We start from the raw sequence: 22,918 nt of genomic DNA, 5'->3' as shown, positions 1-22,918 counted from the left end.
TTTCCACGCTTCACGCGTCGGCGGGGGCGGGATTCCACACCGGACGGTCACTGCCCGACTGCGGTCGATCGATCATCGGGCGGCGGCACGCACCCGCGCGGGGGCCGGGGCCGCACGGACCCCGACCCCCGCCGGGCCAACTGGCGACCGGGCTCAGAAGCGGTACGCCGTGCCGTACTCCGGCACCAGCACCCTGGTACGGGGGGACACGGCGCGCACCGCCGCGATCAGCGCGTCGAGCCGTTCGCGGTCGGCCGGCGCGACCGTCGGCGGGTTGACCAGCGGCGTCTCGAAGTTGTCCCAGTGCACCGGCACCACGACCTTCGGGTGGTCGAGGGCGGCCATCAGCCGGGCCACGTAGTCGGCGGTGGCGGTGCTGGACTGGAGGGCGACCATCGCCACGTCCGGGGCCAGCCCGGCGAGGTCGCGCTCGACGAAGTCGCTGGCACCCATGAAGAACACCGCCGGGCCGCCGGCGATCCGCACCTGGTAGGCGAGGGTGTCGCCCTCCGGCAGGTCGGCGATCGTCTCGGGCCGGGCCGGCGGGGTCACCCGCACCCCGGGAAAGGCCATCGAGTACGACGCGTTGCGGCTGTGCAGCGAGCCGACCACCTCGACGGTGTGGTCGCCGAACTGGAGCACCTCCCCGCCCTTGACCGGGCTGAGCTGCCCGACCGGCAGCCCGTACGCCAGCCCGAGGTGGTACGCGGTGAGCGTGCCGAACACCCGGGCGCCGGTGCGCTGGGCGATCCGGGGCACGTCGTTGAAGTGGTCCCAGTGGGTGTGGGTGACCAGGATCGTGCTGGCCCGGTCGACGTACCGGCCGAGGACGTCCTCGGCGACGGTGAGCGGCGTCTCCTGGTTGAACTTCCCGGTGAACAGCCCGGTGTCGTACCGGCTGAGGTACGGGTCGACCAGCACCGTCCGGTCGCCGATGTCGATCCGCCAGCCCGAGGTGCCCCACCAGCGGAAGCTGACGGCTCCGGGGCGGCGGGGGGCGGGGGCCGGGGCGGGCGCGGCGGCCCGGGCCGGGGCTGCCGGTCCGGTGGCGGCGAGGCCGCCGACGGTGACCAGGGCGGCTCCGGTAGCGGCGTCGCGCAGCAGGCGGCGGCGGTCGAGGTGGTTCTCGGGCATGGTGGATTCTCCCCGTCAGGTCGTGCGGGTGGGACCCCTCGACCTCACCACCGCGGCCCCGGCCGCGTCCAAGATCGACGGCACGCACGGCCGATATGCGATCGGGTATCGGCCCAGCCCAGCACCCCTGTCCGGCGGCGACGGGCCGGGAAATCAGCCGTCGCGCAGGGCCTCGACGGCGATCCGCGCCGCCTCGCCCATGGCCAGGTCCACGTCGATGCGGCGGGTAGCCAGCCGTTCGGTGCGGGCGAACACCGCCATCGCGTACCGGCGACCGTCGGGGTACTCGGCGACCCCGGCCTCCAGGTGCAGGCCGGGCAGGGTGCCGGTCTTGGCGCGGACCCGCACGCCGGGCGGGAAGCCGGAGGCGAGCCGGGTCCAGAAGAGCTGCCGGTCCATCAGCTCCCGGACCGTCGCGCAGGCCGGCGCCGGACCGGCCTCGTCGCGCCAGATCAGGCCGAGCAGCCGGGTCATCTCCCGGGCGGTGCTCGACGTGGTGTGCGCGGGGTCGAGCACCCGCATGGCCCGGACCCGCTCGTCGGAGAGGGTGGGGAAGATCCGGGCGAACTCCGCCTCGGTGCGGGCCCCCACGTCGGCGAGCATCGTCTCCACCAGCTCGCGGGGCCCGCCGACGATCCGGGTGCGCGGCAGCCCCAGCTCGGCGGCGAGCATCGGCAGCACGTCCCGGCCGACCCGGCGCAGCAGCAGATCGGCGGCCGTGTTGTCGCTGACCGACATGGCGAAGTACGCCAGGTCGCGCAGCGACACCTCGGCGTCGTCGGCGCAGCCGGCCACCCCCCAGCCGCCGAGCCGGTCCGCCGCCCGGACCAGCACCCGCTCGGTCGGGTCGAGCTGCCCGACGCTGGCCTGCCGGGCGAACTCCAGCACCAGAAGGATCTTGAAGACCGACGCGATGACCACCTGCTCGTCGGCGCGCACCGCCACCTCGCGGGCCGGTCCGCCCACCCGCCCCGGGCCCACGTCGCCGCCCACCCGTTTCGGTTCCGCGCCGCCCACCCGCCCCGGGTCCGCGTCGCCTGCCCGCCCCGGGTCTGCGTCGACGAGGGCCCGTTCCGGGTCGTCGTCGACGTCGACCACGTGCAGGCTGGCGGCCACCCCGGCTCGGCCGAAGACGTCCGCGATCCGCTCCCCCACCGTCACCCCGGCACCGTACCGGCGGGCGAGGCCCGGGCGTCCGCCCACCCGGTTCCCCGCCCCGCCGGTCGGGACGCTGGCGTAGGGTCGGCGGCCGTGGACCTGCTCCGGCACCTGCGGCACTTCGTGGTGGTCGCCCGCGAGCTGCACTTCGGCCGGGCGGCCGAGACGCTGGGCATGGCGCAGCCGCCGCTGAGCCAGTCGATCCAGCGGCTGGAGCGGGAGCTGACGGTCGAGCTGTTCGACCGGTCCCGCCGGCAGGTGCGGCTGACCACCGCCGGTCAACTCCTGCTCGGCGAGGCCGATGAGCTGCTCGCCGCCGAGCAGCGGGCGCGCGACCTGATGCGCCAGGTCCGGGCCGGGACGCTCGGGGTACTGCGGGCCGGGGTGCCGCCGGAGACCCCAGCGGTGACGCTGCGTGAGCTGCTGGACCGGCTCGCCGCGCGGGCCCCCGGCCTGGACGTCGACCTGCACGAGCTGACCAGCGCCGAGCAGGTCCGGATGCTCGCGCAGCGGCGGCTGGACGTGGGGCTGGTGCACCACCCGGTCAGTGCCGACGGGCTGCGGTTCGGGCCGGCGGTGGCCGTACCGCTGGGGGTGGTGCTGCCCCGCGCGTCGCCGCTGGCGCGGCCCCGGGAGGTCGAGCTGGCGACGCTGGCCGGCCTGGACCTGATCGCCGCGCCCCGGACGACGGCGCCCCAGTGGCACGACCACGTCCTGGACGTGTGCCGGCGGCACGGCTTCACGCCCCGGCGGGTGCGGCCGGCCCGGAACCCGGAGTTCCTGTTCGGGTTGGTGCTGGCCGGCGGGGCGGTGGCCGTCGAGCCGGCGGCGACGGTCCGCCGGGAGCCGCGCATCGCCTGGCGGCCGGTTGCGGGGTCGCCGCTGGTGAAGCGCACCTCGGCGGCCTGGCCGCAGCGCGCCGGCCACCCCGCCGCGCCGGTGTTCGGGGAGCTGGCCGCCGAGGTGCTGGCCGACGCGGAGCCGACGCGGCCGACCGCCCCGCTCACCCCTGCTTTGCGCCCCTGGCCGGTGCTGTTCGAACCCCGATCGGCGAATTCACCCCCGTAAAGTTTTCCGGCGCTCTCCCGGTGGTCAGGCCTCCGCCGCTAACATCGCTGACCATGAATACAAAGAGCGTCACCCGCTCGCTACCCGGGCGGCTGATCACGGCGTTCGCACTGGCCGTGGCCCTGGTGACACCCGTCGTGGCGAGCACCTCCGCCTCGGCGGCGGCCTCGCTGACCGTCGCTCAGGCGCTGGCCGCCCAGGACGGCCGCGCGGCCACCGTCACCGGGTACGTCATCGGCCAACCGACCGCGACGTCCACGGTGATCACGTCCGGCTACACGGCGGACACGGCGATCGCCATCGCCGACACCGCCGCCGAGACCAGCACGAGCAGGATGCTCTACGTCCAGGTGACCGCCGCGTACCGGACTGGCTTCGGGCTGCTGACCAACCCGGGGCTGCGGGGCAGGCAGATCACCACCACCGGGGCGCTGACCGCGTACTTCAGCCACGGCGGGCTGAAGAACCCGACCGCGATGAGCCTCGGCGGCGACACCCCCGGCCCGACGCCCACCCCGACGCCGACCGCCACCCCCACCGCCACGCCCACCCCGACGCCCAGCCCGACCGGCAGCTCCGGCCCGTACGACTCGACGTACTACGTCAACGCCGTCGGCAAGACGGGCACCGCGCTGCGCAACTCGCTGCACACCATCATCAGCCCGCAGACGAAGCTCAGCTACGACCAGGTGTGGGACGCGTTGAAGGACACCGACCAGGACCCGGCTAACGCCAACAACGTGCTGCTGCTCTACACCGGCCGGTCGCAGAGCAAGACCACCAACGGCGGCGGGGTCAACGACTGGAACCGGGAGCACGTCTGGGCCAAGTCGCACGGGAACTTCGGCACCGCCACCGGGCCGGGCACCGACGTGCACCACCTGCGCCCCGAGGACGTCTCGGTCAACTCCACGCGCGGCAACAAGGACTTCGACAACGGCGGCAGCGCCGTCTCCGAGGCCGCCGGCTGCTACACCGACTCCGACTCGTTCGAGCCGCGCAACGCCGTCAAGGGCGACGTGGCTCGCATGATCATGTACATGGCGATCCGGTACGAGGGCGGCGACGGCTGGGCGAACCTGGAGATGAACAACTCCGTGTCCAACGGCAGCGCCCCGTACCTGGGCAAGCTGTCGGTGCTGCTCTCCTGGAACCAGCTCGACCCGCCGGACGCCTTCGAGAAGCGCCGCAACCAGGTCATCTACGACCGCTGGCAGGGCAACCGCAACCCGTTCATCGACCACCCGGAGTGGGCCGCCGCGATCTGGGGGTGACCCCCGCCGGCGCCACCCGCTCGTCGGGCCGCCGGAGCCGCCCGGTTGTCGCACATCACCCGCCCCGGACCGTGAGGAAGCGGCCGGAAGGGGTACGAGAACCGGGTGGCACGGCCGGACCGGTCGGCGGGCGGGAAAGCGCTCCCGCACCGGCCGGCCCCGGACGAATGGAAGAGGCGGCCGAATGGCGAACACGATTCCCGACATCACGCTCAACGACGGCAATACCATCCCGCAGCTCGGCTTCGGGGTGTTCCAGATCGAGCCGAAGGACACCGCCGAGGCGGTCGGCCGGGCCCTGGAGATCGGCTACCGGCACATCGACACCGCCGAGATGTACGGCAACGAGGCCGAGGTGGGCGAGGCGGTCCGCGCCTCCGGCCTGGACCGGGGCGAGGTCTTCGTCACCAGCAAGCTGAACAACGGCTTCCACCGCCCGGACGACGCCCGCCGGGCGTTCGACTCCACGCTCGCGGCGCTGAAGATGGACCACATCGACCTGTTCCTGATCCACTGGCCGCTGCCCACCCGCTACGACGGCGACTTCGTCTCCACCTGGAAGGTCCTGGAGGAGTTCCGGCGCGACGGCCGGGCCCGCTCCATCGGGGTGTCGAACTTCCAGGTGCCGCACCTTGAGCGGCTCGCCGCCGAGTCGGCCGTGGTGCCGGCGGTCAACCAGATCGAGGTGCACCCGTACCTCGGCAACGAGGAGGTGCGCGCGTACGGCAGCGCGCACGACATCCGCACCGAGGCGTGGTCCCCGATCGCGCAGGGCAAGGTGCTCGACGACCCGACCCTGCTCGACATCGCCGGGCAGGTCGGCCGGACCGTGGCCCAGGTCGTGCTGCGCTGGCACGTGCAGCGCGGCGACATCGTCTTCCCCAAGTCGACCACCCCGAGCCGGATCGAGGAGAACTTCCGGATCTTCGACTTCGAGCTGGACGACGCGACGATGGCCCGGATCAGCGGCCTGGACAGGGGCGAGGCGGGCCGGCAGGGGCCGAACCCGGACACCTTCGACTACCTCCCCGACTGAGCGGACGCGTCGGGGCCCTCGTCACCGCCTCCACGGCCGGCGGGGGCCCGCTTCCGCAGCCGGCCGGGCCTACGTGTCGCTCGCCTCAGGCCGGCGCGACAGCCACGGGGGGCCGGCGGCGGGGAGAGCCAGCCGCGCTCTCCGCCCCGACGGTTCGAACCGGTGGGGACAGCCGCTCAGGAACCGACCCGGTCGGCGAGCCGGTGGAACGCGGTCTCGGTCGGCGAGCCCGGAGCGGCCACGTAGACAATGAGCCGTTGGTCGGCGTCGGGCACGTGCAGCACCCGGCACTCGAACTCCAGCGGCCCCAGCTCGGGGTGCGGCACCCGCTTCACCACCGGGCGGCGCTCCGCCACGTCGTGCTCGGCCCAGAGCCCGGCGAACCGCGGCGAGACGCCGAGCAGCTCGGTGACCAGATCGGCCAGCCCCCGGTCGCCCGGGTACCGGCCGTACGCCGCGCGCAGGTCGGCCACCGATGTCCGGACGAACCGACGGACGTCCGGGTCGTCCCAGGACGCGTCCGCGTCGGGTCGGCGGAACATCCAGCGGATCATGTTCGGCTCCCCGGTCGCGCCGTCGCCGACGAAGAAGGTGGCCAGCCGGTTGACGGCGAGCAGGTCGTACTTCGCGTCGACCAGGTACGCCGGGGTCAGCGTCATGCTGTCGAGCAGGTGGCGCAGCCCGTCGGACACCTCCCGGCTGGGCCCCGGCGACGGCGGCGGGCTCTCCCCGGCCACCCGGAACAGGTACTCCCGCTCGTCCCGGGTCAGCAGCAGCGCCCGGGCCAGCGCGGCGAGCACCTGCCGGGACGGGTGCGGGCCGCGCCCCTGTTCGAGGCGGACGTAGTAGTCGACGGACATCCCGGCGAGCTGGGCGACCTCCTGGCGGCGCAGGCCCGGGGTGCGGCGGCGTACCCCGTCGGGCAGGCCGACCTCGGCGGGCCGCAGCCGGTTCCGCCGGCTGCGCAGGAACGCCGCCAGCTCGTCACGTCGCAGTCCGCTCGTCGTCATGCCCCAGTCTGCCCCGGCCCGACGGGCCGAGGGTGGTACCGCCGGTCCCAGGCTCAGGCGTCTCTCCCGGCCGGCCCCCGACGGCGGCATGCTCGGTGCATGACGACGATGACGGCCCTGATCACCGGGGCGAACAAGGGAATCGGGTACGAGACGGCGCGGCAGCTCGGCGCCCGGGGGATGACCGTGCTGATCGGCGCGCGGGACGCCGACCGGGGCCGGGAGGCCGAGCAGAAGCTGCGCGCCGACGGGGTGGACGCGACCTCCGTGCCGCTGGACGTCACCGACGAGGCGTCGGTGGCCGCCGCCGCCGCGTGGGTGGCCGAGCGGTACGACGGGCTGGACGTGCTGGTCAACAACGCGGGGATCGTGTTGGGCGACCGGAAGCGGTCGCTGCCCAGCGACACCACCGTCGGCATCCTGCGCCGGGTGTACGAGACGAACGTCTTCGGGGTGGTGGCGGTGACCAACGCCCTGCTGCCGCTGCTGCTGCGCGCGCCGGCCGCCCGGATCGTCAACGTGTCCAGCGAGATCGGCTCGCTCGCCACGATGACCGACCCGGCGGGGCCGTACTTCGCGATGACCTCGGTGCCGTACCCGTCTTCGAAGGCGGCGCTGAACATGGTGACCGTGATGTACGCCAAGGAGCTGCGGGACACCCCGGTCAAGGTGAACGCGGCCAACCCGGGCTACTGCGCCACCGACCTCAACGGCCATTCCGGGTTCCGCAGCCCGCAGGAGGGGGCCGAGGTGAGCGTGCACCTGGCGACGCTGCCGGCGGACGGCCCGAGCGGCGTCCTCTGGGGCCACCTCGCCAACGGCGACGGCGGGTACGGCGTCCTGCCCTGGTAGTGGCACCGGACGGCGGCGTGGGGGCGGCTCCGGCCGGCGGGGGCGGTCAGCCGGTGAGCGCGATACGCCAGTCGTTGCAGCGCATCCACCGGCCCGGCGGATACTCGAAGTCGGTCTCGCCGAGCAGCGCGAAGCCGGCCTTGCGGCAGACGGCGTTCGACGGTGGGTTGCCCACCGAGGGGTACGCGTGGGCGTGCCGATGGTTCCGCTCGGCGCGGGCCAGGGCCAGCGCCTCGCGCACCGCCGCGGTGGCCAGCCCGCGCCCCTGGTACGCGGGCAGGATCGCCCAGCCCATCTCGTACACCGGCTCGTCGTGCCAGACCCGTTCCCAGTAGCCGACGCTGCCGACCTTGACCCGCTCGGGCAGCAGCACGACGGTGAACATGTTCCCGCTGCCGGGGCCGGGGCCGGCCACGTAGCGGGCGTGCCGGGCGACGACCTGTTCCTCGGTCTCCGGGCCCCCGGTGTGTTCCCGGACCTCGTGGATGTTGAGCTGGCGCAACAGGCCGAGGTCGTCCTCGGCCCACCGCTCGATCCGCACCCCCGCCGACGTCCCGCCCATGCGGCCCTCCCTCGTGCTCGGTGCGCACAGTCAACCTCACCGCACCGACAACCCGCCGCGTCGGTGGGTGTCGGTACGGTCTCGGGCGTGACGGGACACGACTGGTCCGACGTGCGACAGAGGCTGGGCCTCCTGGCCGCCGCCCCGGCGGCCGACGACGAGGTGTTCGGGGCGGGCGGGCACGGCTGGGAGCTGGAGCCGCCGCTGACCCCGGCGGAGCTGGCCGAGCTGGAGGACCAGTTCCGGGTGGAGCTGCCGACGGAGTACCGGTCGTTCCTGCTCCAGGCCGGCCGGGGCGGCGCGGGCCCGGCGTACGGGCTGTTCCCGCCGCGCCGGGTCGACGGCCGGTGGCAGTGGGAGGGCGACGGCGCCGACATGACCACCCCGGACTCCCTGGTGCGGCCGTTCCCCTACACCGAGGCGTTCAACCAGGCGGACGATCTGCCCGAGCAGCCCGAGGAGGACGACTTCGCCTCGGCGCAGGAGTACGACGCGGCCGAGGAGTCCTGGTGGGAGCGGCACGACGCGATCATGTACGACGAGGCGCACTTCGGCGGCCTGCTGTACCTGTGCCACAAGGGCTGCGCGCTGCGGGACGTCCTGGTGGTCACCGGGCCGGCGCGGGGCACGATGTGGGCCGACGGCACCGCCGAGCAGGGCGGGTTGGAGCCGCTGCTGGACGACGACGGCACGCCGCTGGGCTTCGCCGGGTGGTACCGCCGCTGGCTGGACGAGGCCACGCGCCGCGTCGCGGGGACGGCCCGCTCCTGACCCGGGGACTCCATCGGCCTGCGTAGATCTCCAAAGCGGTCGCCCCATCGGGACGGTGACACTATTCACGGGAATCGCCAGCGGCGAAGATCGCAGATCAACGCGTGCCCGCCGAACCGGAGATCCAGCCGAACAAACATTGATGTCGCTTAATCAAATCCCTAGCATCGACATCATGAATGTCCGTCGCGTCATCGCCGCAGCCGCCGTCGCCGGCCTGCTGAGCCTGCTCGCCGTCACCGCTGCGCGGGCGGACGACACCCCGGCGCTGACCACCCCGGGCGCGCCCGTCGTGGTCGTCGACGAGCCCCACCGGCTCACCCTGTCGTGGACGCCCTCGACCTGGGTGGACGAGCCGGAGGGCGCGGGCCCGATCAGATACCAGGTGATGATGCCGCTGGGCCCCCACACATACCGGGGCCTGGGTGACGTGGACACCTCCAGCATCACGCTGACCGACCTGGCGCCGGGCACCGACTACCGGATCGCGATCCAGGCGTACGCGATCGGCGGCTACTCCACCCCCTCGGCCGCCACCAGCCTGCGCACCGCGTACGGGAAGGCGAAGGTCAGCTACCTGAACTCCGACTGGTCGCCGACAAACAACCAGGCCCAGTTCGACCTGCGGGTCACCAACACCGGTACGCAGCCGCTGCACCTCACCACCGTGCGGGTGCGGTACCACATGCTCTTCGAGGGCGGCAACGTCTCGCTGGCAACCGCGTGCGACTGGGCGGAGTTGGGCTGCGATCGGATCCGACGCCAACTCTTCTTCTTCATCCCGCCCTCGCCCCCGCCCCCGCCGCCCCCGCCGCCGCCGAGCAGTTCGCCCAGCCCGACGCCGACGCCGACCCGCTACCCGCTGCCGGGCACGCCGGCCCCCGGCTGGGTGGAGCTGACCTTCACCGACGGGGTGCTCGCGCCCGGCGCGTCGACCGGGCCGATTCAGCTCCGCCTCCACCGGCCCGACTGGAGCGATATCGACGAGCGCGACGACCCGAGCTGGCGGGCCACGACCGGGGCGTGGATCGACAACAGCCGGATCACCGTCGACGTCGGCGGCGTCCGCGAGTTCGGCGACCAGTACGCCACCTGAACCACCACCCGCAGCCCGGCGGAAACGGCGGTACTGCTCACCTCATCCCGCAGGCCGGCGCGGCGAGCGGCCGACGGGCAGCGGCAGGTCCTCGACGTGGCCCCATTCCAGCTCGTTGCCGCGGATTAGTGCTGCCTCACCCCAGGACACGCGGAGCAGGCCCGCGTCGGAGTTGCAGGCGAACCCGACGAGCACCACCTCGGGCCGGGCGGCGAACTGCTCCACGATCTCCCGCAGGGGCTCACGGTCGCGGGCCTCCTCGGGGCTGCGCGGCATCATCGGCAGGGGCACCTCCTCGTGGCTGGGCTCCGGCCCGAAGAGCACCAACAGGTCCCGGATCAGCCGGCTGAGGTCACGGCCGGGCCGGGCGTCCCGAATGTCCACGTCGGCGCGCTTGGCGTACCGCCACGGCAGCAGGAGATGGTCGCGGCAGATTGTCACCCGCACCTGCGCGCCGGGAGGATGCACGTCCGTCACGTCGGGCAGTTCGCGCAGGTGCTCGTGCAGCACCTCGTACTGCTGCTTCCAGCGCACCGGCCCGAAGGCGTGGTCGGTGTCCAGTTCGGACGCCTCCCGAGCGCCTCGGGCCAGCTCGACCGCGCGGTGCAGGGCCGCCGGGATCTCCCGGCGCAGAGACACCGCGAGGGTGGGCCCGAACTTCCGCACCGACCACTCGGACGGCCAGCCAGCGATCCCCATGCCGATCACCCCCTGTGCCGAGATGGCCACGCATCGACACCGACGATCTCACACCAATCGAGGCATGCGAAAGCAACGCGAGCAAGCCCGCCGGAACCCCGGCGGCGGATGGCAGCGGCACAGCGGGCGCACGGCGGGGCGCCGGAGGTCAGGGCTTGCGGGCGACCGCGCCGTAGATCGACGCCTCGGCCAGCGGCGGGCGCTCGGACTCGGGCACCTCGGCACGCCACTGCGTCACCGGGACGACGCCCGGCTCGACCAGCTCAAGGCCGTCGAAGAACCGGGCGAACTCCGCCCGGGACCGGGGGACGGCTTCCCGTTCGACCGTGCGCGCCGCCAACTCGATGTGCATCCGCTCGACGACCTCGGCGGGCATGAGGTCGATGGTGACGTGGCTCAGCACCAGGTAGCTGCCCGACGGCAGCGCTTCGACCAGCCGGCCGACCGCCTCGTACGGCCGGTCGGCGTCGGTCAGGAAGTGCGCGACCGCGACCAGGAGCAGCGCCACCGGCCGGGACAGGTCCAGCGTGCGGTGCAGCTCGTCGGCGGCCAGGATGCGCTCCGGGTCGCGCAGGTCGGCGTCGAGGTACGCCGTCGTGCCGGCGGGGGAACTGGTCAGCAGCGCCCGCGCGTGGGCCAGCACCATCGGATCGTTGTCGGCGTACAGGACCCGCGACTCGGGGGCCACCGCCTGGGCCACCTCGTGGGTGTTGTCGGCCGCCGGGATGCCGGTGCCGATGTCGAGGAACTGCCGGACGCCGGCCTCGCCGGCCAGGTACCGCACCGCCCGCTGGAGGAAGGCCCGGTTCTCCCGGGCGAGGGTGCGGATCGCCGGGTACGCGGCCGCGATCCGGTCGCCGGACTCCCGGTCCACGGCGAAGTTGTCCTTGCCGCCGAGCCAGTAGTTGTAGCGCCGGGCGGGGTGGGGCACGCTGGTGTCGAATCGGTCGGAGAGCCGAGCGGTGTGGTCGTCCTGAGGGGTTGCGGAACCCACGGGAATCCTCATCGTTCGTGCGGCCAGGAAAGGCTCCGGCCCGCCGGAGGTTCCCGGTCGGCCGGCGCCCCCACACAGCGTAGGCGTCGGATCGCCGAACCGCTGACCCGCCGATCATCGTCGGTGGACAACCGGCCGGGTGGGTGCGGTCAGCGCTCGCAGCCGTCGGGCAGGTGGATGCGGTCGGCGGGCACCCCGGCGGCGAGCAGCCGCAGCCGCATGCCGGCCACCATCGCGGGTGGGCCGCAGGCGTACACCTCCTGGGCCGGCCGATGGTGCCGCAGGGCGACGGTGATGGCGTCGCCCCGCTCGTCGGGCTCGACGTGCTCATCGTGGGAGAACGCGGGCACGACGGTCAGCCAGTCGTGGGCGGTCTGGAGCTTGTCGAGGCTGATCGGGTCGTACAGGTCGGCGAAGGCGCGGACGCCGACGACCAGGGTCACCCGCCGGCTGCCCGGCGCGGCGGCGACCTGCTCGACCAGGGCGCGCAGCGGGGCGAGGCCGGTGCCCCCGGCGACGAGGAGCAGGTCGGCGGTCGAGTCGGGGGCGAGCGTGAGGCCGGCGCCCCGGGGCGGGCCGAGCCAGAGCGGCCCGCCGGGGCGTACCCGGTCGACGAGGACGCGGGAGACGGCGCCTGCGGCGCGGACGTGCAGCTCGATCGTGCCGTCCGGGCGGGGCGCGTTGGTGGGCGAGTACCAGCGCCACCGGCCGGGCAGACCGGGGACGCTGACCGGTACGGCCTGGCCGGGGCGGAACGGCAGCCGCCGCCGGGGACGTACGGTGAGAATGGCGACGCCCCCGGCGGGCCGATCGTGATCGAGCACCTCCACCGGCCACCAGGCCGGGCCGTCGCCGACGCGGTCGGCGGCGTACGGGACGGCGGTCAGCGTGCGGCAGGCAGCCTGCTCCCAGGCGCCGGCCAGCGCGGCCGTCCACTGTGGGTGCGCGTGGCGGGCCACCGTGGCGACCAGGGCCTCGCCGATCAGCGCCTGGTGGTGCGGGCCGAGGTGACAGTCGCGCCAGGCCCGGCCGAGGACGGTCAGCAGCGCGGCCCGCCCGGCCCGGCCGTCGTCGCCGGTGGCGAGCTGACCGAGGGCGGCCAGGAACAGGGGCGCGTCGCGTTCGGGCAGCAGGGCGGGCATCCGGTCGGCGAGCGTGCACCAGAAGTGGTCGGCGGCCCGGTCGATGCCGGCGACGGTGGCCGCCCAGGAGGCGGCGAGGCCGACGCCGCTCACCGGCCGGCCCCGGTTGGATGTGCCTTCCCGGCGGTCCCGGTTGGGCGTGCCTCCCCGGCGGTCCCCGTTGGGCGTGCCTCTTCGGCGAAGGTGGCGCGGGCGGCGGCGATCGCGGTCTGTGGCACGTCGAGCGCCCAGAGCACCCCGGCGAGGTAGTCGACCAGTCGCCGGTGCTGCTCCTCTCCCAGCCCGAGCCCCGGCCAGGCATCCGCCGCCGCGCGCCCGTCGAGCGCCGCGCCGAGGGCCGCCGCCAGGTGGTCGCCGAGCCGGCCCAGATCGACCCCGACCAGGTACGGCTCCAGCTCCACGTCCGCCGCCACCAGCCGCAGCCATTGCCACACGGCCTCCCGTACGACCTCGTCCGAGTACGCCACGCTCACGCTCCCCTGTTGGAAGGAGGGGCCCTTGTCCTCGGGTTCGGTGGAGGGAGGGCCCCGGTTGATCGGTGGAATGGCGCCGGGGCGGGCGGGGGCGGAGACGTGTCGAGGAAGGACTCGTCCCCGGAGCCAGCACCCGCCCCGGGCCATGTGTCCACCATCATCGGGAGCAGCCTCGACCAGAACGACTACGCACTGCACCTAGGCGGTAACACCGCCGCACATACTGCCGATACGCTGCCCGAAGGCGGCTTGACGTGACCGAAGGTGGCGCGATGACGACGGTGCAGCGATGGACCGGCCGGGAGACGAGGGCGCTACGGCATGCCCTGCGGATGAGCATTCGGGACTTCGCCGCGCACTTGGGCGTGGCCGAGCGCACCGTCTCGAAGTGGGAGGCCGGACAGGAAGCCGTCTGCCCACGCCCGGAGATGCAGGCCGCGCTCGACACGGCACTCGGCAAGGCAAACGAGGAGGTCCGCAGCCGCTTCGTCTCAACCGCCGGCGTCGAAGACTCGCTCCGCCTGTTCCCAGACGCAGACAAGCCCGACTTCGTATCTCTGGCTCAGCAGCAGACGAGACGAATGCGAACGGCGGCCGGGCTCAACCACGAGGACTTCGCCCGACTGCTCGCTTCGCTGCTGACGTGGTCGCCCACCGCTGCGGACGTCCGGAACTGGGAGACAACGGCTGTCCCTCCCGGCGATGTGATGCTGGCCCTGCAATCACAGGAAGAGCGGCCGGAGAATTCCGCCGACCAACTCGCGGGTCTCACGGCGGTCTACCCGAACAGGTCCGAACTCTCGGCACGTCTGCCCGCGAGCATGTTGTTCGACAGCGCCCGTGAAATCCGGGCAACGGGCCTGTCGCTCAACATGCTGTGCCAGGACTACCCGGACCGCGGATGGCACGCGCTCGTGGAAAAGGGCACCCGCATCCGTTGCCTCTTTCTCGACCCCGACGGTGCTGCCATGCCGGCACGCGAAGTGGAGGAGGGCTTTCCGGCCGGGCAACTGTCGGCCCTGACCAAGCTCAACATCGAGACGATGCTCCGCGTCCGCGACCGGCTCCCCGCTGAGCTTCGCAGCAGCTTGGAACTCGCCATCTACGACAGCACACTTCGGTTCAACATCGTGCTCGTGGACGGTCTCTGCGTGGCCCAGCCCTACCTGACCGAGAGTCGAGGGGTGGACGCCCCCGCGTTCGTAATGCGCCGGCAGGAGCGAGAGGCGGGGCTCTACCCCGTGTTCGAACAGGTCTTCGAGTCGCAATGGAAGCTGGGGCGGCTGCTGTGAGGGACTACACCGAACTGCTTCCGGTGGCCATCGAGGCGGTCAGGCAAGGAGCGGAGGCCATGCGGGGGCGCTCACCGGGATCGCTGATTGCCAAGGGCGACCGGGACCTTGCCTCCGAGTTGGACTTCACAATCGAGCGGGAGCTTCGCGCCTTTCTCCGCCACGCAACGCCAGCCATCGGTTTCCTCGGCGAGGAGGAGGGCAGCACAGGTTCAGCGGATTTGCGGTGGGTTCTCGACCCCATCGACGGCACCGCCAACTTCGTACGCGGTATCCCCCTGTGCGCCGTCTCGCTCGGGCTGGTCCACCACAACGAGGCCGTACTCGGCGTCATCGAGCTGCCCTTACTCGACAGCCGTTACGCGGCTGCCAGAGGCGATGGGGCGAGCCTCAACGGCAAGCCGATCAGAGCCAGCACCACCGGAAACTTGAGTGAGGCGATCGTCGCCATCGGCGACTACGCAGTGGGACCGGGTGCAGCCCCGAAGAACCGGCTGCGTCTCGCACTGACGGCTCGGCTCGCCGAGAAGGCGCAACGGGTACGAATGACCGGGTCAGCCGCCCTCGACCTGGCGTGGCTCGCCGAGGGCCGGATCGATGCGGCGTTGACCCTGTCGAACCATGCCTGGGACATGGCCGCAGGAGTGGCGATAGCACGGGAGGCGGGAGCCAGGGTGGTCGACCGCGACGGCACGAGCCACGACGCGCTCTCGGAGATGACGATCGCCGCAGCACCCGCGTTGTCCGACACGCTGCTGGCCCTTCTCGCAGAGGCGGATTCCCAGCAGACGTCGACAGGTGAGATCGCGTCGGGCAGCTACTGAGCGTCGACTTTGGGCGGCCGGGTCCCATCGATCTCACGAGCGAAGAACGAGTCGAACGATTCGGCCTTGTCCAGCAGCGCCAGGACCTGCGTCCGGCAGCCTTCGACCACCGCCGGGTCGACGAACTTGTCCGCTCCGACCGGCGTGCCGGTCTCGTCGTACCTGACCTCGTACACCGCCTGCCGACCGGCGACCATCAGTTCGGGCACGGTGCCGTGGTCCCTCTCCAACTCCCCGACCAGATCGGCGTCGAGCACCCGGATCCGCTCGCCGGCGTCGGCTCGGTGGCGGAGGAAATGCAGCTCCCAGATCAGGTACGGGGTGAGCGGCGGCTCGACGATCCGCAGACGCCGCAGCCCGGAGCCGCGTTCCGCCAGTTGCTGGAAGAAGCGCGCCAGCTCCGGGTTGGGCTCGGCAGCGATGCGCAGCGCTTCCTCCCAGCGGCCCTCGGCGAACGCCTCCCAGCTCGGGCTGCCCGGCTCACGGAACGTCTGGATCCGCTCGGTCTTCAGAACCGGGCCGTCAACGGACTGCACGATGGCGTAGAAGTCGGCGTCGTACTCCGCGAGGCCCAGGCGCTTCCCCCGCACGGATCGGAGCAGGTCACGCATCCGGGATGTCCGGCTTCGCCGCCACGATCGTGCTGCGGGGAATGATCACGAGCTCTCCGTCCTCTCCGACGCTGACCTCTCGGGGAGGCGTCCGGCATAACCCCACACGGAAACTCTCCACATGTCACCGCTATCTGTAGCGCACTTCCCTGGTGTCCTACCCGCAGACATGCCCTGAACCAGCAAAAACTCGTCGGGGAGGTGGATCCACGCACCCGGGGCCCCGGCGGCGAGCAGGCGCAGTCGCGCGTCACTGAGAATGCAGGTAACTCAGTATCGCCTGGTTGGCCTGCCAGCCGTCCGGGAACTTGACCGGGACGTTGAGGTGCACCGGCTCGGACGATGGGTGGGCGTCCAGCAGCTCCACGATCCCCGCCCGCGCCACCACCACGCACGCGTGCCGGTGCCGGGACGTCAGCACGCACAGCCGCCCCGACTCCAGGTGGAACGCCGTCGCGTCCCGCCGCCCGGAAAGCGGGTGCAACACGATCGTCACGTCGTACTCGCGGCCCTGGAGCCGGTTGGCGGTGTCCACCGTGATGCCCGCCCCGGCCTCGCCGAGGTGCGCACGGATGGCCGCGACCTGGTCGCGGTGCGCGGCCCCGACGGCGATCCGGTCGGCGGTGACCGGCGCGCCGGCCGGCGCGTGCTCCGAGACGGCAACCGCTCCCCGCCGCAACACCCGCAGCGCCAGCGCGGCGCACGCGGCGGCGGCCTCCCCATCGGTACGCAGGGTGTGCCGCTCCGGCAGCTCGTACAACGCCCAGCCCGACGACGCCGCCAACTCCACCGCCGCGTCGACGGCGTCTCCCGGCCCGGCCTCGGTCAACGCGAGCGCCCGCTCACCATGCCCTGTGCCGGCGCGGAACCCGGTGAACGGGTAGAACGCCGCCGCGACCACCGGCGCCGCCGACGCGGGCAGCCGCCACGACACCGGCAGCCGGTACACCGGCAGCTCCGGGTTGTGTCGCAGCAGCACCGCCACCGCGGACTGCATCGGATCCCAGGTCAGCCCCGTCCACCGCGCGGTCTCGACCGTGGAGAACGGGTCGAGCTGCCCAGGATCCCCCACGAACAGGGCCCGCTCGAACCTGCCGGCCACGCGCAACAGGGCGTCCGACCGCATCTGGTACGCCTCGTCGACGATCGCCCACGGCCAGGAGCCGTCGGTGACCATGGCCCACTTGGCGGCCGTACCGATGATGACGGACGGCCCGCCGAGATCGGCGACCTTCGCGGCAACCTTGACCGTCTCGTGGCCCTTCACCCGGTCGGACGGCCTGTACTCGGTGGCGGAGAGCCGGCCGATGCGCAGCTCGGGGGCCTTGCGGGCGAGCCGGTCGATGAGGTCGTCGACCTGCTCGTTGGTCTGCGCGATGACGATCAGCGGCTCACCGGCAGCAGCCAGCTCGACGGCGGCGCGGACCACGAGGGTCGACTTACCGGCACCGGGCGGCGAGTCGACCACCACGCCCCGGTGATCGCCAGAGCGCAGGTCGGCCAGCACTGCCGTGATGACCCGTTCCGCCTCGACGGCGGGCGGCACCTCCAGCCCGACGGGCATCGCCCCACCTCCCACCACCGACTCGGTTGGTGAGCCTAAAGGATGTCTCGTAACTCGGTGAAGGCGTTGCTCGGCAACAGTGCTGGTGTCACCCGGCGAGGATGATGTTGTGGAGGTGGGCGATGCCGGAAGCGGTGTCGGCCAATGTGTGGGCGGCGCGCCGGTAGTCGCGCAGGATTTTGAAGCACTTCATGCGGGCCAGGGTGTGTTCGACCTGCGCCCGGATGGTGCGGTGCTGCTTGTTCAGGTCTGCCTTCCACTCGGGCAGCTCGCTGCCGTCGGCGGGCTTGCGGTACAGGATGATCACCTCAGGGTTGCCGCGGTAGGCGCCGTCGGCCATGACCGGCCGTCCGGCCAGTTTCTGGTCGATGCCGCTGGTGCGGTAGACGATGGTGTCGTTGCGGTTGCCGGGTTGCGGGTCGCCGAGGGCGACGACGAGGCGGGTGTGGGCGTCGATGGCGACCTGCAGGTTCGTCGAGTAGCGGTAGTTCTTGCTCGGGGCGGCCAGCCGGTGGTCCCGGGTCGGGACGAGGGTGCCGTCGACGATCGCGACCTGGTCGACCCGACGTCGGCGCATCGGGGCGAGGGCGAGCAGAGGGCCGAGGGTGTCGATGACCCGATGGGCGGCGGAGTGCGACACCCCGAACAGCGGGCCGATCTGACGCATCGTCAGGTTCGTGCGCCAGTAGGTCGCGACCAGCAGCACCCGGTCGGCGAGGTCGAGAGACCACTGCCGGCCCGGCCGCCCGTCAGCGATCGCATCACCGCCACGCTCGGCGACCAGCCGAACCAACCTGCGGAACTGCGCGGGCTGCAACCCGGTGAACGGGAAGATCCACTCCGGGCGAACTGCCGAGATCACCTGCACCACGACATGATCCACCATGGACTGACTGCCAAGTTACGAGACGTCCCTTAGCTGGTCAATAGGGGTATCTCCGAAGGCCAACCGTCACACCGATCTGCTACCGGCCAGATGTCAGCTTCACCGAAACCTGGTGCGCAAACCGGGTAACCCGGCATCCCGCCAGGCCAGCGAGAATGTCGTCGACGTTTAGTCTTGGTCGCCCACCCCTCCCGGTGGCCTCCGCTTGCCGCATGATGACCTCGGCGACCCGATCCGGGACGGCGTCCAGCAGGGCACAGAGGAAATCGTCGGGGTGCAGCGCTTCGATGGCGTACGGCGCGAGCGCGTGGTCGGGAAAATCGCGGAGGTTGGCGGTGACGATCGCCTCTGCGTCGGCCGCAACGGCGGCGGCGAGCACATGACGGTCCTTGGGATGGTTGCTCATTTGGCTGACAAGTTGCTCGTACCCCGAGACCATCGCCTCCGGAAAGTGCTCACGCATGACCTCGATCCGACGTTCGGCTTTCGCACCGCGAACCGAAGGCGGCAGGTTCCGACGCACCTCGCCAAGGATCGCCTCGGACCAGACCGGGCGATACAGGTCCTGCTCGGCGCAACGCAGCAGGGTGTCAGCGAGGACACTGGGCACGAGAACGCACGCATCCAGCACGGCTACGATCATCGGCCGCCGTCACGCCCCGGCTGATCGTCCGACGGCTCACGCCCACGCCGCATCGCCTCGTCGTAGACGCCCATGTCGATCGCGTCCCCGGTGAGCTCGTCCAACGCCTCGCGCCGGGCCCTCGATCGCTGCTCCTTGTAGGTCAGCACATCGTGCAGAGCAACCCGGCGACTGGAGTTGGGGCGTGTGTAGGGCAACGCGCCGTCGTTCATCAGTTTGACGACGGTCGGCCTCGTCACTCCGAGAATCGCGGCAGCCTCTCCGGTAGAGATCTCGACGTTCTCCTGCATCACCCGCACCGGCCGCCCGCGCCCCAGGATCGAAACGACCTCAGCCAGCGCCTCGCCCACCACGGGCGGCACATCCACCGGCTCCGACCCATCGATGATCAGCTGCAATCGCCGCCCGCGAAGGAACCGCCGGGCAAAACGCCTGAGCTCCTCGCCGCTGGGCTCCACTCCGCCTGCGGGCACCACGGTCACAACATCACCCTCCGGACGCCTCGAACCCACCCCACCATACCCACCAAGACGAAAGAAACGATAGCGGGGAGCGAAACCGGCAGATCAGGCGCGTCCCTCCGGCACAACGCGACGTGCCTTCGGCGTCGGCATCTTCGGAGGCTACCGGCGTCGCCCCCCTTCACGTGTCCGGTCCGGCCGGCGGATGCCCTCGGCGAGCACTCCAGCGCCACACGGCTGCGGCAGAGAGCAGGCGGCGTCCACGGGGCAGGAGAGCCGGCTCGGTGAAGACGGATCGTGCGGTAAGACGATTGCCAAAGACAATCGATACCAGTACGAACGTAAATGTAATCCCGGTGGATTGTGACGGCGACCCCGTCAACCGGATTCACATCATCCCAAAGGGGGGCCCATGGCGCGTAGCCGCATCGCCGGTGCAGCAGCCATCACACTCGTTCTACCACTTATGGGCGTCCTTCCCGCGTCAGCCGCGACGGCCGCCCCCGAGCAGGCCGTGGCGAAGCGGGCTCAGCCCAGCGACACCCGGGAGCTCACCCGCAAGGACTTCACGCTGGACGGCCGCAAGGTCGAGACGCCGACCCGGTACCAGCCGCGCGCGCAGGAGCGTTCGAAGACCACGTCCGCTGCGGAGACGCCGCCGGTCGGCACGGTCCGGCAGTGGCTCGGGATGAACGACTTCGAGGGCCGGATCTACCGCAAGGACTACACGCTGCGCGGCTCGGGCAACAACGTCGAGGTGTGGGTCGCCAACGACATCGCCTTCCCGGCCGGCGACTGCCGAACCCAGATCCCCTCGTCGACGCAAATCACCGATGCGCAGGTGGCGAGCTTCGTCCACGAGTTCGACACCAACATGTACCCGAAGGAGACGGCCGCGTTCAGCACGCCGCCGGACCGGGACGGCACCAACGCCCTGCTCGGACCGGACGCCAACGGCAACGGCGGCGACTACACCGGCGGCGGCAACAAGACGGTCACCCTGATCGACAACGTCCGGGACGACAACTACTACGAGTTCCCGGCCAACCCGACCTACATCGCGGGCTTCTTCTCGGCCCAGTTCAACGAGCTGTTCGACCGCAACGTCATGACCGTCGACGCGTTCGACTGGGCCCACCGCACCGGGGCGAACCCGCCGAACGAGCCCACTGACGACCTGTGCACCAGCCGCCCGGCCCGCCCCTTCAACTACGAGGGCACCTTCGCCCACGAGTGGCAGCACCTGGCGCACTACTACACCGACCCCTTCGAGGGGAACTGGATCAACGAGGGTCTGGCCGACTTCGCCCAGACGCTGACCGGCTACGTCGACACCACGACGACCGTCTTCGACCGGGGAGCCGACAGCCACCTCTACTGCTACCAGGGCTTCGGCACGGTGCAGACGCCGTACAACGTCAACCCACGGGACTGCGGCGGCCCGGAGAACTCGCTCACCCTGTGGGGCGAGAGCCCGAACCCGAACGCGGTGCTCGCCGACTACGGCAACGCGTACTCGTTCATGCAGTTCCTGTACGACCGGTACGGCACGGACATCATCTCCCGGCTGCACAAGGACGGTGAGCGGCAGGGGCTGGCCAGCCTGGACGCGGCGCTGAAGGCCAAGGGCGTCAGCAAGATGTACCAGGTCATCCACGACTACCAGACGATGACGCTGGTCGACAAGATCGTTGGTGACTCGCGGCGCGGGATCATGCTCGGCGTACCGAAGAGCCGGGTGACCACGCCGAGCCTGCGCTCCACGGTCAACCTGGCCAACCCGGCCGCCAACGCCACCCCCGGGGCGGCGCCGAACGGGGCCGACTTCGTACCGCTGCAGAAGGCCGACGGGCGGCTCCTGCGCGGCCGTGACCTGCGGTCGCTGTCGTTCGAGGGCACCAAGACGCTGCCGCCGCTGCCGCTGGCGTGGACCGTCGTGTCGAACGACCCGGACCGCTCCGGCAACCCGGTCCTGTGGTCCGGGAACGGCAACAACATGGACGCCGCAGCGGTCACGTCGGTCGCCGTGCCGACCGCCGACCCGACGCTGCGCTTCGCCGCCAAGTACGGTGCGGAGTTCGGCTTCGACTACGGCTACGTCACCGTCTCCACCGACGGCGGCGCGTCCTACACCGCCGTCCCGGGCGACAAGACGATCGACGGGCCGTTCGGTCCGGCGCTCAACGGGACGACCGACGGGTTCGAGGCGCACTCGTTCGACCTGTCCGCGTACGCCGGCAAGACGATCCTGCTCGGCTTCCGCTACGTCAGCGACGGCGGCGTCAACGAGGGCGGTCTGCTGGTCGACGACATCACCGTCGGCGGCACGGCGGTCAGCGACGGCACCAGCCTCGCCCCGTTCGACTCGCCGACGGAGATCAAGCCGATCACCGTCAACAACTGGAACCTGCGGCTGATCGGCATCGACGAGCAGCACTCGATTGCCGCGCAGTTCGAGTTCGACGGCAAGTCGAGCCTGACGCTGAACCGGGCGAAGCTGGCCCTGCTCAGCCTGTTCCCGAAGGTCGTCGCCGTGGTCGCCTACGACGAGCCGACCGAGCAGGTCAACCAGTACGCGCCGTACACGTTGAAGGTCAACGGAGTGGTCCAGCCGGGCGGCCCCGCCTGACCTGACCGACCACAACGCCCGGGCACCTGTCACCGCTTGGTGGCGGGTGCCCGGGCACACCCCTATCGGGGACCACCCATCGGGCCGTCGTGTCGCGCTCACGCCCGGTCGCGCTGCCAGCGCCGGAAAGCGCTCCTGATCCGACGCGCTTTCGGAACAGCGCGGGACACGGCAGAGTAGTCAGCTCTCAGCGGTGACGGATCTTACTCATAAGCAAAGCCCCGTGAACGGGTAGGACGCCGCCGCGACCACCGGCGCCGCCGACCCCGGCAGCCACTACGACACCGGCAACCGGTACCCCGGCAGCCCCGGGTTGTGCCGCTGCAGCACCGCCACCGCAGACTGCATCGGATCCCACGTCAAACCCGTCCACCGCGCGGTCTCGACCGTGGAAAAAGGATCGAGCTGCCCCGGATCCCCCACGAACAACGCCCGCTCGAACCTGCCCGCCACGCGCAACAGGGCATCCGACCGCATCTGGTACGCCTCGTCAACGATCGCCCACGGCCAAGAACCGTCGGTGACCATCGCCCACTTGGCCGCCGTACCGATGACGACCGCCGACCCGCCCAGGTCAGCGACCTTCGCTGCAACCCGGACCGTGTCGTGGGCCCTTCACCCGGCCGGTCTGCCTGTACTCGGTCGCGGAGAGCCGGCCGATGCGCAGTTCGGGCGGCCCCGCAGCTCACGCCCCGGGGCCGCTCGCGAGTTGGCCTGTCGTGACAGCCGGCACGCACCG

22 protein-coding genes and 1 pseudogene are annotated in these 22,918 nt (G+C 71.7%); 9 read left to right on the top strand and 14 right to left on the bottom strand.

Annotated elements, in window-relative coordinates; all coding sequences use genetic code 11:
- Positions 1 to 153 precede the first annotated feature (153 nt).
- On the bottom strand, positions 154 to 1,134 hold the full coding sequence (locus ACQPZO_RS06155) for an MBL fold metallo-hydrolase (RefSeq protein WP_433347836.1): 981 nt from the start codon (positions 1,132 to 1,134) through the stop codon (positions 154 to 156).
- Positions 1,135 to 1,287: 153 nt separating this feature from the next.
- Positions 1,288 to 2,403: a serine hydrolase gene (locus ACQPZO_RS06150; protein ID WP_433347834.1), complete on the bottom strand. Its 1,116-nt coding sequence runs from the start codon at positions 2,401 to 2,403 to the stop codon at positions 1,288 to 1,290.
- Between ACQPZO_RS06150 and ACQPZO_RS06145 the strand changes: the two genes are divergently transcribed.
- From ACQPZO_RS06145 to ACQPZO_RS06135, 3 genes are all read left to right on the top strand, one after another.
- The gene (locus tag ACQPZO_RS06145) at positions 2,386 to 3,360 is read left to right on the top strand and encodes a LysR family transcriptional regulator (RefSeq protein WP_433347832.1); all 975 of its coding nucleotides are present in this window, start codon (positions 2,386 to 2,388) and stop codon (positions 3,358 to 3,360) included. The two genes, ACQPZO_RS06150 and ACQPZO_RS06145, sit on opposite strands and share 18 nt — an antisense overlap.
- 53 nt (positions 3,361 to 3,413) lie before the next feature.
- Positions 3,414 to 4,634 (top strand): endonuclease, encoded by a 1,221-nt coding sequence (locus ACQPZO_RS06140; protein ID WP_433347831.1) that lies wholly within the window; start codon positions 3,414 to 3,416, stop codon positions 4,632 to 4,634.
- 184 nt (positions 4,635 to 4,818) lie between these two features.
- Complete coding sequence (locus ACQPZO_RS06135; RefSeq protein ID WP_433347829.1) at positions 4,819 to 5,670, top strand: aldo/keto reductase; 852 nt, start codon at positions 4,819 to 4,821, stop codon at positions 5,668 to 5,670.
- Positions 5,671 to 5,846: 176 nt separating this feature from the next.
- Here the strand turns inward: ACQPZO_RS06135 and ACQPZO_RS06130 are convergent, their stop codons facing one another.
- Complete coding sequence (locus tag ACQPZO_RS06130) at positions 5,847 to 6,680, bottom strand: helix-turn-helix transcriptional regulator (RefSeq protein WP_433347827.1); 834 nt, start codon at positions 6,678 to 6,680, stop codon at positions 5,847 to 5,849.
- Between the two features lie 99 nt (positions 6,681 to 6,779).
- Between ACQPZO_RS06130 and ACQPZO_RS06125 the strand changes: the two genes are divergently transcribed.
- Positions 6,780 to 7,532, top strand: coding sequence for an SDR family NAD(P)-dependent oxidoreductase (locus ACQPZO_RS06125; RefSeq protein WP_433347825.1), 753 nt, complete (start codon positions 6,780 to 6,782; stop codon positions 7,530 to 7,532).
- 46 nt (positions 7,533 to 7,578) lie between these two features.
- Here the strand turns inward: ACQPZO_RS06125 and ACQPZO_RS06120 are convergent, their stop codons facing one another.
- Entirely contained in the window at positions 7,579 to 8,094 is a 516-nt protein-coding gene (locus tag ACQPZO_RS06120) for a GNAT family N-acetyltransferase (protein WP_433347823.1), read from the bottom strand.
- Between the two features lie 87 nt (positions 8,095 to 8,181).
- On the opposite strand from ACQPZO_RS06120, the gene ACQPZO_RS06115 reads away from it, so the two are divergent.
- Both ACQPZO_RS06115 and ACQPZO_RS06110 read left to right on the top strand, forming a co-directional pair.
- A complete protein-coding gene (locus tag ACQPZO_RS06115) occupies positions 8,182 to 8,865 on the top strand; it encodes an SMI1/KNR4 family protein (RefSeq protein ID WP_433347821.1) in 684 nt (227 codons plus the stop codon).
- 175 nt (positions 8,866 to 9,040) lie between these two features.
- Entirely contained in the window at positions 9,041 to 9,961 is a 921-nt protein-coding gene (locus ACQPZO_RS06110; RefSeq protein WP_433347820.1) for a cellulose binding domain-containing protein, read from the top strand.
- 42 nt (positions 9,962 to 10,003) lie between these two features.
- Here ACQPZO_RS06110 and ACQPZO_RS06105 read toward each other — a convergent pair whose 3' ends face one another.
- The 4 genes from ACQPZO_RS06105 to ACQPZO_RS06090 form a co-directional block, all read right to left on the bottom strand.
- Entirely contained in the window at positions 10,004 to 10,660 is a 657-nt protein-coding gene (locus ACQPZO_RS06105) for a hypothetical protein (RefSeq protein WP_433347818.1), read from the bottom strand.
- Positions 10,661 to 10,808: 148 nt separating this feature from the next.
- Positions 10,809 to 11,666: an SAM-dependent methyltransferase gene (locus ACQPZO_RS06100; RefSeq protein ID WP_433347816.1), complete on the bottom strand. Its 858-nt coding sequence runs from the start codon at positions 11,664 to 11,666 to the stop codon at positions 10,809 to 10,811.
- A 137-nt stretch (positions 11,667 to 11,803) separates the two neighbouring features.
- Positions 11,804 to 12,889, bottom strand: a complete 1,086-nt coding sequence (locus ACQPZO_RS06095; RefSeq protein WP_433347815.1) for an FAD-binding oxidoreductase — start codon at positions 12,887 to 12,889, stop codon at positions 11,804 to 11,806.
- Complete coding sequence (locus ACQPZO_RS06090; RefSeq protein ID WP_433347813.1) at positions 12,886 to 13,263, bottom strand: globin; 378 nt, start codon at positions 13,261 to 13,263, stop codon at positions 12,886 to 12,888. Before ACQPZO_RS06090 ends, ACQPZO_RS06095 begins: the two co-directional genes overlap by 4 nt.
- Before the next feature lie 278 nt (positions 13,264 to 13,541).
- Between ACQPZO_RS06090 and ACQPZO_RS06085 the strand changes: the two genes are divergently transcribed.
- The gene (locus ACQPZO_RS06085; RefSeq protein WP_433347811.1) at positions 13,542 to 14,561 is read left to right on the top strand and encodes a DUF5919 domain-containing protein; all 1,020 of its coding nucleotides are present in this window, start codon (positions 13,542 to 13,544) and stop codon (positions 14,559 to 14,561) included.
- Positions 14,558 to 15,385 (top strand): inositol monophosphatase family protein, encoded by an 828-nt coding sequence (locus tag ACQPZO_RS06080; protein ID WP_433347809.1) that lies wholly within the window; start codon positions 14,558 to 14,560, stop codon positions 15,383 to 15,385. Before ACQPZO_RS06085 ends, ACQPZO_RS06080 begins: the two co-directional genes overlap by 4 nt.
- Here the strand turns inward: ACQPZO_RS06080 and ACQPZO_RS06075 are convergent.
- The 5 genes from ACQPZO_RS06075 to ACQPZO_RS06055 form a co-directional block, all read right to left on the bottom strand.
- The gene (locus ACQPZO_RS06075) at positions 15,379 to 15,996 is read right to left on the bottom strand and encodes a DUF6879 family protein (protein WP_433347807.1); all 618 of its coding nucleotides are present in this window, start codon (positions 15,994 to 15,996) and stop codon (positions 15,379 to 15,381) included. The two genes, ACQPZO_RS06080 and ACQPZO_RS06075, sit on opposite strands and share 7 nt — an antisense overlap.
- A gap of 250 nt (positions 15,997 to 16,246) precedes the next feature.
- Positions 16,247 to 17,560, bottom strand: coding sequence for an AAA domain-containing protein (locus ACQPZO_RS06070; RefSeq protein ID WP_433347805.1), 1,314 nt, complete (start codon positions 17,558 to 17,560; stop codon positions 16,247 to 16,249).
- An 88-nt stretch (positions 17,561 to 17,648) separates the two neighbouring features.
- Entirely contained in the window at positions 17,649 to 18,428 is a 780-nt protein-coding gene (locus ACQPZO_RS06065; RefSeq protein ID WP_433350829.1) for a transposase family protein, read from the bottom strand.
- A gap of 97 nt (positions 18,429 to 18,525) precedes the next feature.
- Positions 18,526 to 19,089 (bottom strand): PIN domain-containing protein, encoded by a 564-nt coding sequence (locus ACQPZO_RS06060; RefSeq protein ID WP_433347803.1) that lies wholly within the window; start codon positions 19,087 to 19,089, stop codon positions 18,526 to 18,528.
- Positions 19,086 to 19,571, bottom strand: coding sequence for a helix-turn-helix domain-containing protein (locus tag ACQPZO_RS06055; RefSeq protein WP_433347801.1), 486 nt, complete (start codon positions 19,569 to 19,571; stop codon positions 19,086 to 19,088). The genes ACQPZO_RS06060 and ACQPZO_RS06055 overlap by 4 nt, the downstream gene beginning before the upstream one ends.
- Before the next feature lie 445 nt (positions 19,572 to 20,016).
- Here ACQPZO_RS06055 and ACQPZO_RS06050 point away from each other — a divergent pair, with 445 nt between their 5' ends.
- A complete protein-coding gene (locus tag ACQPZO_RS06050) occupies positions 20,017 to 22,179 on the top strand; it encodes a choice-of-anchor J domain-containing protein (protein ID WP_433347800.1) in 2,163 nt (720 codons plus the stop codon).
- Between the two features lie 279 nt (positions 22,180 to 22,458).
- On the opposite strand, the pseudogene ACQPZO_RS06045 reads toward ACQPZO_RS06050, so the two are convergent.
- A pseudogene (locus ACQPZO_RS06045) lies at positions 22,459 to 22,852 on the bottom strand (helicase); the annotation flags it as partial.
- Positions 22,853 to 22,918: the final 66 nt, after the last annotated feature.

The sequence above is a fragment of the Micromonospora sp. CA-111912 genome, assembly GCF_050948415.1.
Lineage (GTDB): Bacteria > Actinomycetota > Actinomycetes > Mycobacteriales > Micromonosporaceae > Micromonospora.
The sequence above is the reverse complement of the archived record's forward strand: the minus strand, read 5'-3'. Positions and strand labels throughout refer to the sequence as shown.